The organism is Citrobacter sp. Ce129, assembly GCF_030334545.1.
GTDB lineage: Bacteria > Pseudomonadota > Gammaproteobacteria > Enterobacterales > Enterobacteriaceae > Citrobacter > Citrobacter europaeus.
In genome coordinates this window covers 122,500-137,234 of the sequence record NZ_JAOWDS010000053.1, presented here as the reverse complement: position 1 = coordinate 137,234, position 14,735 = coordinate 122,500, and the positions used below count along the sequence as shown (strand labels likewise).

The following is a 14,735-nucleotide window of genomic DNA, read 5'->3' as shown; positions in this document are numbered from 1 at the left end:
GGAGACATTTATGAAATCAGTGGTGATTCACGCTGAGGGCGACGTACGCGTTGAAGAACGTCCCATTCCGCAACTACAGGCTGATGACGATGTACTGGTCAAGGTGGTTAGTTCAGGGCTTTGTGGCTCGGATATTCCCCGTATATTTAATCATGGCGCTCACTATTATCCGATAACGCTGGGGCATGAGTTCAGCGGCTATGTTGAGTCCTACGGTGCAGCAGTTACCGACTTACAACCCGGCGATGCTGTTGCCTGCGTTCCATTACTCCCCTGCTTCCACTGCCCTCAGTGCGAGCGAGGATTCTTCTCATTATGTAAGCAATATCAGTTTGTCGGCTCGCGCAGCGAAGGTGGAAACGCAGAATATGTGGTCGTAAAACGCGCCAACCTGTTCCGATTACCTTCAGAAATGCCGATTGATGATGGCGCATTCATTGAGCCCATTACCGTTGGCCTGCATGCTTTTCATCTCGCTCAGGGGTGTGAAGGCAAAAACGTGATCATCGTTGGAGCAGGTACCATCGGTTTACTGGCAATGCAATGTGCTCGCGAACTCGGCGCAAAAAGTATCACGGCGATTGATATCAACCCACAAAAGCTGGCGTTAGCAAAAGAACTGGGGGCAACCTATGTGTTTAACAGTAGGGAGATGAGTGCGACTGAGATCCACGCTGGTCTGGAGAACATTCAATTTGATCAACTCGTCCTGGAGACTGCAGGAACCCCGCAAACTGTGACTCTGTCGATCGAAATTGCCGGACCTCGTGCTCAACTGGCGTTAGTCGGTACGTTGCATCACGATCTGGCGTTGGCTTCAGGTATTTTTGGGCAAATATTGCGTAAAGAATTAACCATTCTTGGCAGTTGGATGAATTATTCCAGCCCGTGGCCTGGAGAAGAGTGGGAAACCGCGGCCCGTTTACTCACGGAAAAGCGCTTGCAGCTTGAACCGTTAATTGCCCACAGCGGTGATACCGAGAGCTTTGCCAGCGCGGTCAAATCACTTAATGGCGCGCCGATGCAGGGGAAAATTCTACTTAAACTCTCCTGACCTCACGAGCCAGCAACCTGCGCTGGCTCACATTTACTTTCGAAATTTAGCGTTCACCTTTCGCAATCCTTCGATTAAACTAGTGACAGTCAAATTATCAGGCAAATCAATATGAACTCATTTGAGAGAAGGAATAAAATTGTCGACCTGATTAATACGCAAGGTAGCGTACTGGTAATGGACCTTTCGAATACCTTTGGTATTTCTGAAGTAACCATTCGCGCCGACCTGCGGTTATTAGAAGAGAAGGGTCTGGTCACCCGTTTTCATGGCGGTGCGGCAAAACCTGGAAGCCATCTGGCTGAAGGTGACAATCAGGAAGTATTATTAGAAGATCGGTATCAGCTTGCCAGCGATCCTAAAAAGCGGATCGCTCAGGCTGCTACAGCAATGGTCGAGGAAGGAATGACCGTGATTCTGGATAGCGGAAGCACGACCCTACTGATCGCCGAGGCGCTAAACCGAAAAAGTAACATCACCGTTATTACCAATAGCCTGCCCGCTGCGTTTACATTATCGGAAAACAAAGACATTACGCTGGTCGTCTGCGGAGGCACGGTGCGCCACAAAACTCATTCAATGCATGGCACTATCGCTGAACGTTCCCTGCAAGGAATAAGCGCTGACCTGATGTTCGTGGGCGCTGACGGGATTGATGCCACTAATGGTATTACGACATTCAACGAAGGTTATTCGATTAGTAGCGTGATGGCTGCTGCTGCACATAAGGTCATTGCCGTACTGGATGCGACAAAATTTAACCGACGTGGCTTTAATCAGGTACTTCCAATGGAGAAGATTAACTGCGTAATAACCGACGACAGCATCAGCAAACAAGATAAATCTGCGCTGGTTAAGACAGGCGTCGAACTGCTGGTCGTTTAAACAACCCGCCACATCCCCCCTTTTGTCGCGCCAACGCGTTGCAGTTTGCCTTTTAGCTGCAACGCTTTCAAATAGCGCTCTACGGTTCGGGCTGAGATTTCACACTCATCAGCGATACTTTTGGCGGATCTGCCCGGCTGATGCGACAAGATTTGTAGAATGCGTTTTTCTATATCCAGTAAATCAGCCGACATTTCTTCCGACATTTCTTCCGACATTTCTTCCGACATTTCTTCCGACAGAGTTGATGATTTTCCCAATCCCTCTTGCAAAGCAGAGATGATATTTTCCAGGATAAACTCTATAAATGGCGTGCAGCTACTTTGTCGATCGCACTGCCCTAATACCTGGTAATAGCGGTCCTGTTGGTAGTGGATCAGTGTCTCTACCGGTAACCACGCCAATTCTGATCGCCACTCACGGAGGATTAATGTCTGCCATAGACGTCCCATCCGTCCATTACCGTCAGCAAAAGGATGAATAAATTCAAACTCATAATGGAAAACAGCACCAGCAATCAGTGGGTGGAGTTCTGTCGTTTTTAACCAGCCCAGTAGATCATTCATCAAACGTAAAACTTGTGAGGCCGGAGGAGCCATATGAATCAGCTGTTTTTCCCTGTAAACACCAACATTTCCGGCACGTAGCTGGCCTGGATTATCGACCAGACCGAGCATAAGGACCCGATGTGCCTGTAAAAGATCGGATAATTTTCCACTTTTCCATTCCGACATCTTTTCATAGGCCAGAATCGCATTTCTCACTTCCTGTATGTCTTTAGCAGGCGCCAGAATACGTTTTCCTTCCATCAGCGCGGTGACTTGTTCCGTCGTCAACGAATTATGCTCAATCGCTAAAGAGGCCTGAATCGTGCGAATACGATTCTCTTTACGCAAAAGAGGAGATGCCCTACCAGCCATCGCTGCCCAATGCCCCATCAATTCACCAATTTCAATGACTTGATTGAGGATCAATGGAGTGACGACGAAAGGTGGTTGGTAGGTGCTCACTCTTACTCCCCCTGCTGTTCCAGCGCGTGCTTGTACAATGCATTCTTCTTCACGCCATGGATTTCAGCGGCCAGCGCGGCGGCCTTTTTAAGCGGCAGTTCTGCCTGCAATAGGGCCAATGTACGGAGCGCATCGGCAGGAAGGTCGTCTTCTTGCGCTTTATGCCCTTCGACGATCAGCACCATTTCGCCTTTACGACGGTTTTCATCTTCCCTGACCCACGCCAGCAGTTCGCCAACCGGTGCGCCGTGAATAGTTTCCCAGGTTTTGGTCAACTCACGCGCCAACACCACGTAGCGGGATTCGCCCCAGACGGCAACCATGTCCTCCAGGCTATCCAGCAAACGGTGGGTAGATTCATAAAAAATAAGCGTACGTGGTTCAGCCTCAATGGCTTTCATCGCATCACGACGCCCTTTCGATTTGGCAGGCAGAAAACCTTCATAGCAAAAGCGGTCTGAAGGCAGACCAGCAGCGCTCAGGGCAGCAATCGCCGCGCAAGGGCCTGGTAGGGGAACAACGCGGATCCCCGCTTCGCGACAGGTGCGCACCAGATGGTAGCCGGGATCGTTAATCAGCGGCGTTCCGGCATCGGAAACCAGCGCAATGTTTTGCCCTTCTTTGAGCTTTGCCACCAGCGTTTCGGCCTTTTGCTGCTCGTTGTGGTCATGCAGGGCGAACAATCGCGCGTTAATCGCGAAGTGTTGTAACAATAGTCCTGTATGACGAGTATCTTCAGCGGCAATCAAATCAACGGCTTGTAAAACTTCGAGTGCTCGTTGGGTAATATCAGCCAAATTTCCTATAGGAGTAGGTACAATAAAGAGTTGGCCTTGAGAATTATCCGCCGATTCGTGTTGTTTCATTGTGTCGTCCGTATTGCCGATTTAATATTGAGCATTGAGTAAAAAAATATCACTGGATACAGTATGGTACCCTCAACATTTTCTCGTTTGAAAGCCGCACGCGTGCTGCCAGTCATTCTGGCAGCACTGATTTTCGCAGGCTGTGGCACCCAGGCGCCAGACCAGAGTGCAGCCCATATGCAGGGCACTGCGCAGGCTGATTCCGGCTTTTATCTGCAACAAATGCAGCAAAGCTCAGATGATAGCAAGACCAACTGGCAATTACTCGCCATTCGTGCACTGCTGAAAGAAGGCAAGAGCCAGCAGGCCATCGAGCTGTTCAGCCAGCTACCGCAGAAACTAAGCGATACCCAGCGTCGTGAGCAGTCACTGCTGGCCGTCGAGATTAAGCTTGCGCAGAAAGATGTCGCTGGCGCACAGGCTCTGCTGGACAAACTCACCCCTGCCGATTTCGATCAAAACCAGCAGGCACGGTACTGGCAGGCGCAAATCGACGTCAACCAGGGTCGCCCGTCGTTGACACTATTGCGTGCCCTGATCGCCCAGGAACCGTTGCTGGCCGCGAATGCTAAGCAGAAAAACATGGACGCCACCTGGCAGGCGCTGTCATCCATGACCCAGGAGCAAGCGCAGGCGCTGGTCATCAATGCGGATGAAAACGTGCTGCAAGGCTGGCTGGATCTCCAGCGCGTCTGGTTCGATAACCGTAACGATCCGGATATGATGAAAGCCGGCATTGCTGACTGGCAAAAACGTTACCCACAGAACCCGGGGGCAAAACTGTTGCCAACGCAGTTGGTTAACGTGCAGAGCTTTAAGCCCGCCTCCACCAGCAAAATTGCGCTGCTGCTGCCGCTAAACGGTCAGGCCGCTGTATTTGGCCGTACTATCCAGCAAGGCTTTGAAGCTGCGAAAAACATGGGCACTCAACCCGTAGCAGCCCCAGCTGTTGCCGCGCCTGCTGCAGATACAGCATCCATGGCGACCACGGAACAGCCGCAAACGACTGACGGTGTTGCCAGCCCTTCTCAGGCGTCAGTAAGCGATCTAACCAACGAGACGTCAGCGCAACCAGAAGCTGCAGCCCCGCAGCCAACAGTGCCTGCACAGCCAACGACCGCCAGCGCGCCGGCGAATCCGTCCGCTGAGCTGAAAATCTACGACACCTCATCACAGCCGCTGAATCAGATCCTGGCTCAGGTTCAGCAGGATGGCGCCAGCATCGTGGTTGGCCCGCTGTTGAAGAATAATGTTGAAGAGCTGATGAAAAGCAACACGCCATTAAATGTCCTGGCGCTTAATCAGCCAGAGGCGGTGAAAAACCTGCCGAACGTCTGCTACTTCGCCCTGTCGCCAGAAGATGAAGCGCGCGACGCCGCGCGTCACATCCGCGATCAAGGAAAACAGACGCCGCTGCTTTTGACCCCGCGGAGTGCGTTAGGCGATCGCGTTGCCAACGCCTTTGCGCAAGAGTGGCAAAAGCTGGGTGGCGGCGTAGTGCTGCAGCAGAAGTTCGGCTCCACTGCTGAGCTGAAAATGGGCGTCAACGGCGGCTCGGGGATTTCCCTGACGGGCAGCCCGGTGGCCTCCTCTGTACCCACGCAGCCTGGTGTAACCATTGGCGGTCTGACGATACCGGCAGCGCCAACCGATGCGCAAATCACCGGCGGTGGTCGTGTTGATGCCGTGTATATTCTGGCGACGCCGGAAGAAATTGCATTTATTAAGCCGATGATCGCTATGCGCAACGGCAGCCAGAGCGGTGCCACGTTGTACGCCAGCTCCCGCAGCGCGCAGGGAACTGCCGGCCCGGATTTCCGTCTGGAGATGGAAGGCTTGCAGTACAGCGAAATTCCGATGCTGGCAGGCGCTAATGCGCCTCTTATGCAGCAGGCGCTTGGCGCGGTGCGTAACGACTACTCGCTGGCGCGTATGTACGCCATGGGCGTCGATGCCTGGTCGCTTGCCAACCACTTCTCGCAAATGCGTCAGGTGCAGGGTTTCGAAATTAACGGCAACACCGGGGCCTTAACCGCAACGCAGGATTGTGTGATTAACAGGAAGTTATCATGGCTCAAATACCAGCAAGGACAAGTCGTCCCCGCCAGTTAACGAGTAAACAGACCGGTGACGCGTGGGAATCCACCGCGCGTGACTGGCTGCAGAGCAAAGGACTGCATTTTATCGCCGCCAACGTGCGTGAACGTGGCGGTGAAATTGACCTGATAATGCGTGAAGGCAACACCACCGTATTTGTTGAGGTTCGCTACCGACGCTCAGCCTTGTTTGGCGGTGCGGCGGCGAGTGTGACCCGGAGCAAACAACACAAATTATTACAGACCGCCCGCTTGTGGCTTGCGCGCCACAATGGGAGTTTTGATACTGTGGATTGCCGGTTCGATGTGTTAGCCTTCACCGGAAATGATGTTGAGTGGTTTAAGGACGCGTTCAACGACCGCTCATAGTTGAAGATTCAGAGCCTGGTTCTTAAGGATTAGCGTGTTAGATAGAATTAAAGTCTGCTTTACAGAAAGCATTCAAACTCAGATAGCTGCGGCTGAAGCTCTTCCGGATGCGATCTCCCGTGCAGCCATGACGCTGGTTCAGTCCCTGCTCAATGGCAACAAAATTCTCTGTTGTGGTAATGGGACGTCCGCTGCCAATGCACAGCATTTTGCTGCCAGTATGATCAATCGTTTTGAAACAGAACGGCCAAGTTTACCTGCGATTGCACTAAACACTGATAATGTGGTCTTAACTGCGATTGCCAACGATCGCCTGCACGACGAAGTTTATGCAAAACAAGTCCGTGCGCTGGGACATGCAGGTGATGTTCTGCTGGCAATCTCTACGCGTGGTAATAGCCGCGATATCGTAAAAGCCGTTGAAGCCGCCGTAACACGCGACATGACAATCGTCGCGCTGACCGGGTATGACGGAGGGGAGCTGGCCGGATTACTGGGGCCGCAGGATGTTGAAATCCGTATTCCCTCACACCACAGTGCCCGCGTTCAGGAAATGCACATGCTGACGGTCAACTGCCTTTGCGATCTCATCGATAACACGCTTTTCCCTCACCAGGATGATTAAGGAGTACACATGAAGGCATTTTCGCCGCTTGCTGTGATTATCGCTGCACTGCTGCTGCAAGGCTGTGTCGCTGCTGCCGTTGTCGGAACTGCTGCTGTCGGCACCAAAGCCGCGACGGATCCCCGCAGCGTCGGCACCCAGGTAGATGATGGAACCCTGGAATTACGCGTCAATACGGCGTTGTCGAAAGATGCCCAAATCAAGAAGGAAACGCGAATCAACGTGAGCGCGTATCAGGGTAAAGTGCTGCTGGTTGGTCAGTCGCCGAATAGCGAACTGTCTGCGCGGGCAAAACAGATTGCGATGGGCGTAGAAGGTACGACTGAGGTCTTTAATGAGATCCGTCAGGGCCAGCCAATTGGCCTGGGCGATGCGTCCAACGATACCTGGATCACAACCAAAGTACGTTCCCAGTTGCTGACCAGCGATCAGGTGAAATCCTCTAATGTGAAAGTCACTACCGAAAACGGGGAAGTGTTCCTGTTGGGTCTGGTAACTGAGCGTGAAGCGAAGGCGGCGGCGGACATCGCCAGCCGGGTAAGCGGCGTGAAACGCGTCACTACGGCCTTTACGTTTATTAAGTAATACAGATGCCGGATAGCGACGCATGGGCGTCTTATCCGGCCTACAGGCATAATCGTTTGTAGGTCAGATAAACGCCAGCGCCATCCGGCATTTTATTTGGCCCTTTCGCGTAGCTCGGAAGAGGTCAGGATCGAAACCCCTTCATGCCTAGGTGCCAGTGCCTCCGCCAGCATTGCCCGCGCAACATCGCGCGCTTCAATCGACTTCCAGTTACCCGGCAGCAGCCTGAACAACGGCGCTAAAAACATCTCATTCGTCCGCTGTTTGTCCCTATCCCCCAGTAGCATTGAAGGTCGGACAATCGTCAGCCGTGGCCAATTCTGCGCGATCAGCGCCTGCTCCATTTCACCTTTCACCCGGTTATAGAAAAACGGTGAATTCGCATTGGCGCCCATCGAACTCACCACCAGCATATGCTGGGCGCCTAACCGGCGTCCCGTCAGGGCCGTATCCACCACCAGCGTATAGTCAGCATGGATAAACGCCTCTTTGCTGCCCGCTTCACGTCGGGTGGTCCCCAGGCAACAAAAGACAATATCGACCGGTTCGGTAACCTGCGCCAGAGCATCGGTTAGCTGCGGATCATGGGGGTTATAGATGCCAACCGTATCAGCCAGCGGTCGACGCGTTGGTGCCGTGATGGCATTGATCCGGGGTTCATTGAGCAGCATACGCAGCAAATTTCCGCCTACCAGCCCCGTTGCGCCCGTTATTAACACCTGACTCATCCTCGCTCCTTTACAGATTTGTCCGTCTTGCGCTCTCAGCCTCAGCGACCAGACTTAATAGTTCGTGAGGTAATTATCCATCAACATGGAAATTCTGCCTCATCCGCATGCCACTCAACGGAGGAAACATGAGCAAGAAAATTGCCGTTTTAATCACTGATGAGTTTGAAGATTCAGAATTTACATCGCCAGCTGCAGAATTTCGTCAGGCCGGGCATGAAGTCATCACCATTGAAAAACAGGCGGGCAAAACGGTGAAGGGGAAAAAAGGAGAGGCCAGCGTAACCATCGACAAAGCGATCGAAGATGTACGCCCTTCTGATTTTGACGCCCTGCTGTTGCCTGGCGGTCACTCACCGGATTACCTGCGCGGTGACGAGCGTTTCGTGACCTTTACCCGGGATTTTGTTAACAGCGGCAAACCGGTGTTTGCTATCTGCCACGGTCCACAGCTGCTTATCAGCGCGGATGTCATTCGCGGACGTAAGCTTACCGCTGTGAAGCCTATCATCATCGATGTGAAAAACGCCGGCGCCGAATTTTACGATCAGGAAATGGTGAATGATAACGATCAGTTGGTAACCAGCCGTACCCCAGACGATCTCCCGGCGTTTAACCGTGAGGCATTACGTATTCTCGGCGCGTGAGTCACGTAGCCAGAGCATCTTTTTACCGAAGCCCAGCGTGTTGTCCGTGAATTTGACTTCATCCAGTCGAATCTCCCACACGGGCGCAGGCAGCATTCTGGCGACGGGGAAACGGCGGTTGTAGGCCTTACGCGCAACTTCGCTCTCCTGCCCTTCAAGACGCCGGATTTCCCCTTTGAACTGTACGCCACGAATCAGGGCGACCGTTTTGGGCTGACCATTTACCGTGCCGGCAATCGGTGCGCGGGGTCCGGACATCTGCGCATGGCGCGTTTTCTCTTCAGTCAGCACATAAAACACCATCTTCTGCGCATCAAACAGGTAAAACGCATTGGCGCACCATAATTCACCTTCATGATGTACGCACCAGGTCACGACGTGCTGCTTTGCCAGCCAGCGGGTCACCGCAGTCAGTGTTTCCATTTCTGTTCTCTTTTATACTGTAGGCCTGAAAATTATCACGTCGATGGTGACAATGACACCCTGGTATCTGTACCTGATCCGTACCGCGGACAACGCCTTATACACCGGAATAACCACCGATGTGCAACGCCGCTATAAGCAGCATCAAAGTGGGAAAGGCGCGAAGGCGCTACGCGGAAAGGGGGAACTCACGTTGGCATTTGCGGCGCAGGTTGGCGACCGTTCGCTAGCCCTGCGCATAGAGTATCGCGTCAAACAGCTCACTAAGCGGCAGAAAGAGCGCCTTGTCGAAGGCGAAGGGCTTGAGGCGCTACTGAGCAGCCTGCAAACCCCGGAGCTTAAAAACGATTGAAGTGGTCGTGGTATTCCACAAGGCCCGTCACGCCTTCCAGCGCATCGTCCGCCAGGCGATGAACCTGGAACGCGCTTTCGGTGCCCGGCCAGCGGCAGCGCAGGTCATGATGTGCTGCCAGCTCAAAGCCAAAGCGGCTGTACAGTGCTGGATCCCCCAGTGTGACCACCGCGGCGTAGCCAAACTCGTTCAGTGAATCGAGTCCTTCATAGACCAGCTGACGCGCCAGCCCCTGCCCCCGGTAGTTTTCATCCACCGCGAGCGGCGCCATGCCGACCCATTGCAGATCTTCGCCCTGAACATCGACAGGACTAAACGCGACGTATCCCACTACCTGACCTTCGTCATCGGTCGCAACCAGACCCAGCGTTAAGAAGCCATCTTCACGCAGGTCGTGCACTAATTTCGCTTCCGCATCGCTCTCAAATGAACGGCGTAACAGCGCATCAATACCAGGGGCATCAATGGGAATTTCAACTCGAATCAGCATGGCTCACCTACCGAAGTCTGTTTGGTTTCTGGCGGCGTTTTCATCCCCGCCTCAACAAAATCCGCCAACTGCATCAGCATGACGCGCAACGCTTTAGGCATCTGATCCAGTTCGATGGCGTCCATCAGATTTTTTACATACAGCCCTAATTCTGTATCACCTTCAATCACCAGGCGACGCTGGAAGAAAAGCGTATCCGGATCCTGCTTGCGCGCCGCGATCATCAGCAGATCGCTGGCATCGGCGCTAAAACTTACATCCGCATCTGCATTCTGGCTGACAATAAGTTTATCGTTCTCAACAGAGGTATACCATTTGAGGCCAATGTCACGCACATGAATGCTCAGCCAGCGGCCGTCGAGAAACTCCAGCTCCCCATCGGCCAGCGCCTGACTAAACTGCCAGCTCAGGACCTGTTCCAGAACCTGGCGCTTTAGCGCAAAGGGCGTCAGTTTAACCGGTACACTCATCAGAGAAGGACCAAAATGTACTAAGCGTGAACGCAGTTTATCCAACACGAGCTTTACTCCCTGTTTCAATAGTCCTGCTATTTTGCCATATCAAATAAACGACATAGCGGCATAAATCAACAATTCGCTACGAAATTGTTACCTCTTTATTGGTGTCACCAATACGACTTTAACTGCCTCAAATCAAAAATTGTCTCAGCAAGGTTAACTAAAATCCCTCTTCGTTAACATTTCTGCGCCCTTCACGGCGCAACGTTCAGGATAAATTATGGAGCTGCTCTGCCCTGCCGGAAACCTCCCGGCGCTTAAGGCGGCCATCGAGAACGGCGCTGATGCTGTCTACATCGGGCTGAAAGATGATACCAACGCCCGTCATTTCGCCGGCCTTAATTTTACCGAGAAAAAATTGCAGGAAGCGGTGAGTTTTGTTCATCAGCACCGCCGTAAGCTGCACATCGCGATTAACACCTTTGCGCATCCGGATGGTTACGCGCGCTGGCAACGTGCCGTGGATATGGCGGCGCAACTGGGTGCAGATGCGCTAATCCTCGCCGACCTCGCCATGCTTGAGTATGCCGCAGAGCGCTACCCGCATATTGAGCGCCATGTCTCTGTTCAGGCATCTGCAACCAATGAAGAGGCGATTAATTTCTATCATCGCAACTTTGACGTCGCCCGCGTGGTGTTGCCGCGCGTGCTGTCTATTCATCAGGTGAAGCAGCTCGCTCGCGTCACGCCAGTTCCCCTGGAAGTGTTCGCCTTTGGCAGCCTGTGCATTATGGCGGAAGGTCGTTGCTATCTTTCGTCCTATCTGACGGGCGAGTCGCCTAACACGGTTGGCGCCTGTTCTCCAGCCCGTTTTGTACGCTGGCAGCAAACCCAGCAAGGGCTGGAATCCCGCCTTAATGAAGTGCTGATCGACCGCTATCAGGACGGAGAAAACGCGGGTTATCCCACGCTGTGTAAAGGCCGTTATCTGGTTGACGGCGAGCGCTATCATGCGCTGGAAGAACCCACCAGCCTGAATACGCTGGAGCTGCTGCCGGAGCTGCTGGCGGCCAATATTGCCTCGGTAAAAATCGAGGGACGCCAGCGTAGCCCGGCCTATGTTAGCCAGGTGGCGAAAGTGTGGCGTCAGGCGATCGACCGCTGTATGGCCGACCCGCAAAACTACGCCCCACAGGCCGCGTGGATGGAAACGCTCGGTTCAATGTCCGAAGGCACGCAGACCACGCTTGGCGCGTATCACCGTAAATGGCAGTGAGAGAAGCAATGAAATATTCCTTAGGACCGGTGCTGTGGTACTGGCCAAAAGAAACGCTGGAAGATTTTTATCAGCAGGCCGCCGTAAGCCAGGCCGACGTTATCTATCTTGGCGAAGCGGTATGCAGTAAACGCCGTGCCACCAAAGTGGGCGACTGGCTGGATATGGCGAAATCATTGGCCGGTAGCGGCAAGCAGGTGGTGCTTTCGACCCTCGCGCTGGTGCAGGCATCGTCGGAGCTGGGCGAACTCAAACGCTATGTTGAAAACGGCGATTTTCTGGTGGAAGCCAGCGATCTTGGCGTGGTAAACATGTGCGCCGAGCGTAAGCTGCCGTTTGTCGCCGGACATGCGCTCAACTGCTACAACGCGGTAACCCTGCGTTTGCTGCTCAAACAAGGTATGGTGCGCTGGTGTATGCCGGTAGAACTGTCCCGCGACTGGCTGGTAAATCTGCTCGACCAGTGTGATGAGCTGGGTATTCGCAATCAGTTTGAAGTAGAGGTGCTGAGCTACGGGCATCTGCCGCTGGCGTACTCTGCACGCTGCTTTACCGCACGCTCTGAAGACCGTCCAAAGGACGAGTGTGAAACCTGCTGCATCAAGTACCCGAACGGGCGCGATGTACTGTCGCAGGAGAATCAGCAGGTCTTTGTCCTCAACGGGATCCAGACCATGAGCGGCTATGTTTACAACCTTGGCAACGAGCTAACGTCGATGCAGGGGCTGGTTGATATTGTGCGCCTGTCCCCTTCAGGAACCGAAACTTTCGCCATGCTCGATGCCTTCCGCGCCAATGAAAATGGTACGGCCCCATTACCGCTTGCCGCCCACAGTGACTGCAACGGCTACTGGAAACGACTGGCAGGGCTGGAGTTACTAACTTAAATTCAACAAGTTGCTGATAATTTAATCGTGCCGGATATTTAACATCTCAATATTTGGCACTATTTTAGTAAGCGTTATAAATACTTTTCTGCATATTATTTTAATTAATTAGGTCCTCTATTAATAACATTCTGACATTATTTTTTATTAGCCATCACCACGTAAATACATTCTAATAAAACATATAGCCCCCCACAGCCATCCACTCAACAAATACAACCGAAGCTATGCACTGCCTTTATTGCGAGAAAAAACAATATATAACAACAACATAAGACATCCAATTAACACAAAAGAAATGAAATGTACAACCATTATTTTGACAATCGATATTAAGTTTAAATACGTTTATAAATATTACCATGCAAATAAAATCACCCAGCTTGAGATGTAATCTTAAACTTAAATTAGATTATTTAAGATTCTCGAACAGGAATGGAAAAGAATATTTAAATGGAAATACATATAATATTCAATCCTGGATGTATTTAATTCGTAGTCAGGAAATATCTATGAACAAGAAGTTAATTGCGACCGTATTTGCTACCTCTTTGAGTCTTTTTGGAATGACCTCTGCGCAAGCAGAAGAAACAGCGACAGATGTCACTGCACCGGGTGGTACTGTACATTTTGTTGGGCAGGTAGTGAATGCGGGCTGCTCTGTAGCCTCTGATTCTCTCGATTTTACCGTTTACCTTGACCAGGTTCGCGCAACGCATTTAGCCACAGCAGGCACAGCTGCCGGTCAGCCAAAAAGCTTTGAAATTCACCTGGTAGATTGCGACGCCAGCATTGTTAAAACTGCGGCAGTCACCTTCACCGGCCAGACTGACGCTGATGTACCGGCTGCACTGGCGAATACCGCAGGCGCAGGCGCGGCTAAACACGTTGCACTGCAACTGTACGGACCGGACAGCAAAGCAGTTGATATGGGCGTAAAATCAAGCTCTATCGCCGTACTGGATGGTGAAAACACCATTCCGATGAGCGTTGACTACATTGCCACCGACGCCGCAGGCGAAGCGGGTAGCGTAGAAGCCACCGCAACATTCCACATGAACTACGCGTAATGTAGTTCAGCCTTTGCCGCTTTGCGCAATGATGGCGCAGAGTGGCACTGACTCTCCCCATGGACCGAAGCATTTTCTGTTATAGCGCCCCCGGATTTATTTAATCCATTAGCTTATACAGGCTTCGCGTCCATTTATATTGCACTTCTGAATGTTATTTTTGATATAAAGGAATATGTCATGGTTACCTCATTTGCTAATAGAAAGCAGACCGTTAAAATAGGTTTAGTCCACATGACCGTGGGCGCGTTATCAATAATTTCTTTTGCCGCCAGCGCCGGGGGCGTTTCACTTGGCGCAACGCGCATTGTCTACCCCTTGACTGCGCAACAGGTTTCACTGCCCGTCAGAAACTCTGATAGCCAAAATACGTTTTTAATTAAGTCATGGGTGTCCAATCCGGATGACACTAAATCTGATGAGTTTGTCGTAACGCCACCGCTTTTTTCCATTTCGGCAAAACATGAAAATATCGTACGGATCATGTATATCGGTAAACCACTACCGACCGATCGCGAAACAGTATTCTATTTTAACAGTAAAGCCATACCACCGGTTGCCAAAGAAAAGATTAAGCAAAATACCTTACAGATTGCCACTCAGAGCACAATCAAACTGTTTATGCGCCCGGAAAATTTAGCCAGCGCGTCGGTAGATGCCCCGCGCACTCTGCGTTGTAGTATTGCAGGCGGAAAGGCCAGCATGAACAACCCTTCCCCCTATTACGTTACGCTGGTTAATTTCCGTATCGGCGAAAACAAAATCAAAAATACGATGTTGGCGCCGATGTCCACCAGCAGCGTCGACTTTTCCGGCAAGGGTGGCAGCATAAAATTTCAGACGGTAAATGATTTTGGCGCACTGACGCCAGAACAAACATGCAACAGTTAAAAATAATATAACTATTTATAATG

At 51.9% G+C, this 14,735-nt stretch carries 18 protein-coding genes; 12 read left to right on the top strand and 6 right to left on the bottom strand.

Annotation, left to right across the window (positions count from 1 at the left end):
- Positions 1-10: 10 nt before the first annotated feature.
- Together gatD and OGV77_RS05690 are read left to right on the top strand one after the other, a co-directional pair.
- Positions 11-1,054 carry a galactitol-1-phosphate 5-dehydrogenase gene (gene gatD, locus OGV77_RS05695; protein ID WP_087051135.1) on the top strand — a complete coding sequence of 348 codons (1,044 nt, stop codon included), beginning with the start codon at positions 11-13 and terminating at the stop codon, positions 1,052-1,054.
- A 111-nt stretch (positions 1,055-1,165) separates the two neighbouring features.
- On the top strand, positions 1,166-1,939 hold the full coding sequence (locus tag OGV77_RS05690) for a DeoR/GlpR family DNA-binding transcription regulator (RefSeq protein WP_044714502.1): 774 nt from the start codon (positions 1,166-1,168) through the stop codon (positions 1,937-1,939).
- Here OGV77_RS05690 and OGV77_RS05685 read toward each other — a convergent pair.
- Together OGV77_RS05685 and rsmI are read right to left on the bottom strand one after the other, a co-directional pair.
- Entirely contained in the window at positions 1,936-2,949 is a 1,014-nt protein-coding gene (locus OGV77_RS05685) for a Fic family protein (protein WP_193145472.1), read from the bottom strand. The two genes, OGV77_RS05690 and OGV77_RS05685, sit on opposite strands and share 4 nt — an antisense overlap.
- A 2-nt stretch (positions 2,950-2,951) precedes the next feature.
- Positions 2,952-3,815: a 16S rRNA (cytidine(1402)-2'-O)-methyltransferase gene (gene rsmI / locus OGV77_RS05680; RefSeq protein WP_043017766.1), complete on the bottom strand. Its 864-nt coding sequence runs from the start codon at positions 3,813-3,815 to the stop codon at positions 2,952-2,954.
- A gap of 63 nt (positions 3,816-3,878) precedes the next feature.
- Here rsmI and OGV77_RS05675 point away from each other — a divergent pair, with 63 nt between their 5' ends.
- From OGV77_RS05675 to dolP, 4 genes are read left to right on the top strand one after another with little or no spacing between them, the layout of a single operon-like run.
- Positions 3,879-5,927 carry a penicillin-binding protein activator gene (locus tag OGV77_RS05675; RefSeq protein WP_087051133.1) on the top strand — a complete coding sequence of 683 codons (2,049 nt, stop codon included), beginning with the start codon at positions 3,879-3,881 and terminating at the stop codon, positions 5,925-5,927.
- Positions 5,885-6,280: a YraN family protein gene (locus tag OGV77_RS05670; protein WP_043017768.1), complete on the top strand. Its 396-nt coding sequence runs from the start codon at positions 5,885-5,887 to the stop codon at positions 6,278-6,280. Before OGV77_RS05675 ends, OGV77_RS05670 begins: the two co-directional genes overlap by 43 nt.
- Before the next feature lie 34 nt (positions 6,281-6,314).
- Positions 6,315-6,905: a DnaA initiator-associating protein DiaA gene (diaA, locus tag OGV77_RS05665; protein ID WP_003024948.1), complete on the top strand. Its 591-nt coding sequence runs from the start codon at positions 6,315-6,317 to the stop codon at positions 6,903-6,905.
- A 9-nt stretch (positions 6,906-6,914) separates the two neighbouring features.
- Entirely contained in the window at positions 6,915-7,490 is a 576-nt protein-coding gene (gene dolP, locus OGV77_RS05660) for a division/outer membrane stress-associated lipid-binding lipoprotein (protein ID WP_043017769.1), read from the top strand.
- A 92-nt stretch (positions 7,491-7,582) separates the two neighbouring features.
- Here dolP and OGV77_RS05655 read toward each other — a convergent pair whose 3' ends face one another.
- On the bottom strand, positions 7,583-8,218 hold the full coding sequence (locus OGV77_RS05655) for an NAD(P)H-binding protein (protein WP_087051132.1): 636 nt from the start codon (positions 8,216-8,218) through the stop codon (positions 7,583-7,585).
- Between the two features lie 128 nt (positions 8,219-8,346).
- Here OGV77_RS05655 and OGV77_RS05650 point away from each other — a divergent pair, with 128 nt between their 5' ends.
- Positions 8,347-8,865 (top strand): type 1 glutamine amidotransferase domain-containing protein, encoded by a 519-nt coding sequence (locus tag OGV77_RS05650; RefSeq protein WP_047408372.1) that lies wholly within the window; start codon positions 8,347-8,349, stop codon positions 8,863-8,865.
- On the opposite strand, the gene OGV77_RS05645 is transcribed toward OGV77_RS05650, so the two are convergent.
- Positions 8,845-9,288 (bottom strand): YhbP family protein, encoded by a 444-nt coding sequence (locus OGV77_RS05645; protein ID WP_047408370.1) that lies wholly within the window; start codon positions 9,286-9,288, stop codon positions 8,845-8,847. The two genes, OGV77_RS05650 and OGV77_RS05645, sit on opposite strands and share 21 nt — an antisense overlap.
- Positions 9,289-9,340: 52 nt before the next feature.
- Between OGV77_RS05645 and OGV77_RS05640 the strand changes: the two genes are divergently transcribed.
- Positions 9,341-9,640: a GIY-YIG nuclease family protein gene (locus OGV77_RS05640; protein WP_003828636.1), complete on the top strand. Its 300-nt coding sequence runs from the start codon at positions 9,341-9,343 to the stop codon at positions 9,638-9,640.
- On the opposite strand, the gene OGV77_RS05635 is transcribed toward OGV77_RS05640, so the two are convergent.
- Both OGV77_RS05635 and ubiT read right to left on the bottom strand, forming a co-directional pair.
- On the bottom strand, positions 9,627-10,130 hold the full coding sequence (locus OGV77_RS05635; RefSeq protein WP_003024966.1) for a GNAT family N-acetyltransferase: 504 nt from the start codon (positions 10,128-10,130) through the stop codon (positions 9,627-9,629). The two genes, OGV77_RS05640 and OGV77_RS05635, sit on opposite strands and share 14 nt — an antisense overlap.
- Positions 10,124-10,648: a ubiquinone anaerobic biosynthesis accessory factor UbiT gene (gene ubiT / locus OGV77_RS05630; protein WP_043017774.1), complete on the bottom strand. Its 525-nt coding sequence runs from the start codon at positions 10,646-10,648 to the stop codon at positions 10,124-10,126. Before ubiT ends, OGV77_RS05635 begins: the two co-directional genes overlap by 7 nt.
- A 220-nt stretch (positions 10,649-10,868) precedes the next feature.
- Between ubiT and ubiU the strand changes: the two genes are divergently transcribed.
- The 4 genes from ubiU to OGV77_RS05610 all read left to right on the top strand — a co-directional run bounded on the left by ubiU (position 10,869) and on the right by OGV77_RS05610 (position 14,712).
- Entirely contained in the window at positions 10,869-11,864 is a 996-nt protein-coding gene (gene ubiU / locus OGV77_RS05625) for a ubiquinone anaerobic biosynthesis protein UbiU (RefSeq protein ID WP_016154661.1), read from the top strand.
- 8 nt (positions 11,865-11,872) lie between these two features.
- Positions 11,873-12,751, top strand: a complete 879-nt coding sequence (locus OGV77_RS05620) for a U32 family peptidase (protein ID WP_100194891.1) — start codon at positions 11,873-11,875, stop codon at positions 12,749-12,751.
- A gap of 512 nt (positions 12,752-13,263) precedes the next feature.
- On the top strand, positions 13,264-13,821 hold the full coding sequence (locus OGV77_RS05615; RefSeq protein ID WP_043017776.1) for a fimbrial protein: 558 nt from the start codon (positions 13,264-13,266) through the stop codon (positions 13,819-13,821).
- A 180-nt stretch (positions 13,822-14,001) separates the two neighbouring features.
- Entirely contained in the window at positions 14,002-14,712 is a 711-nt protein-coding gene (locus OGV77_RS05610; protein ID WP_080626047.1) for a fimbria/pilus periplasmic chaperone, read from the top strand.
- The last annotated feature ends 23 nt before the right edge of the window (positions 14,713-14,735 follow it).

What these genes read in the sequence shown, in the direction of transcription:
- gatD (WP_087051135.1), top strand. Translation starts at nt 11, where the DNA reads ATGAAATCAGTGGTGATTCACGCTGAGGGCGACGTACGCGTTGAAGAA.
- OGV77_RS05690 (WP_044714502.1), top strand. Translation starts at nt 1,166, where the DNA reads ATGAACTCATTTGAGAGAAGGAATAAAATTGTCGACCTGATTAATACG.
- rsmI (WP_043017766.1), bottom strand. Translation starts at nt 3,815, where the DNA reads ATGAAACAACACGAATCGGCGGATAATTCTCAAGGCCAACTCTTTATT.
- OGV77_RS05675 (WP_087051133.1), top strand. Translation starts at nt 3,879, where the DNA reads ATGGTACCCTCAACATTTTCTCGTTTGAAAGCCGCACGCGTGCTGCCA.
- OGV77_RS05670 (WP_043017768.1), top strand. Translation starts at nt 5,885, where the DNA reads ATGGCTCAAATACCAGCAAGGACAAGTCGTCCCCGCCAGTTAACGAGT.
- dolP (WP_043017769.1), top strand. Translation starts at nt 6,915, where the DNA reads ATGAAGGCATTTTCGCCGCTTGCTGTGATTATCGCTGCACTGCTGCTG.
- OGV77_RS05655 (WP_087051132.1), bottom strand. Translation starts at nt 8,218, where the DNA reads ATGAGTCAGGTGTTAATAACGGGCGCAACGGGGCTGGTAGGCGGAAAT.
- OGV77_RS05650 (WP_047408372.1), top strand. Translation starts at nt 8,347, where the DNA reads ATGAGCAAGAAAATTGCCGTTTTAATCACTGATGAGTTTGAAGATTCA.
- OGV77_RS05645 (WP_047408370.1), bottom strand. Translation starts at nt 9,288, where the DNA reads ATGGAAACACTGACTGCGGTGACCCGCTGGCTGGCAAAGCAGCACGTC.
- OGV77_RS05640 (WP_003828636.1), top strand. Translation starts at nt 9,341, where the DNA reads ATGACACCCTGGTATCTGTACCTGATCCGTACCGCGGACAACGCCTTA.
- OGV77_RS05635 (WP_003024966.1), bottom strand. Translation starts at nt 10,130, where the DNA reads ATGCTGATTCGAGTTGAAATTCCCATTGATGCCCCTGGTATTGATGCG.
- ubiU (WP_016154661.1), top strand. Translation starts at nt 10,869, where the DNA reads ATGGAGCTGCTCTGCCCTGCCGGAAACCTCCCGGCGCTTAAGGCGGCC.
- OGV77_RS05620 (WP_100194891.1), top strand. Translation starts at nt 11,873, where the DNA reads ATGAAATATTCCTTAGGACCGGTGCTGTGGTACTGGCCAAAAGAAACG.
- OGV77_RS05615 (WP_043017776.1), top strand. Translation starts at nt 13,264, where the DNA reads ATGAACAAGAAGTTAATTGCGACCGTATTTGCTACCTCTTTGAGTCTT.
- OGV77_RS05610 (WP_080626047.1), top strand. Translation starts at nt 14,002, where the DNA reads ATGGTTACCTCATTTGCTAATAGAAAGCAGACCGTTAAAATAGGTTTA.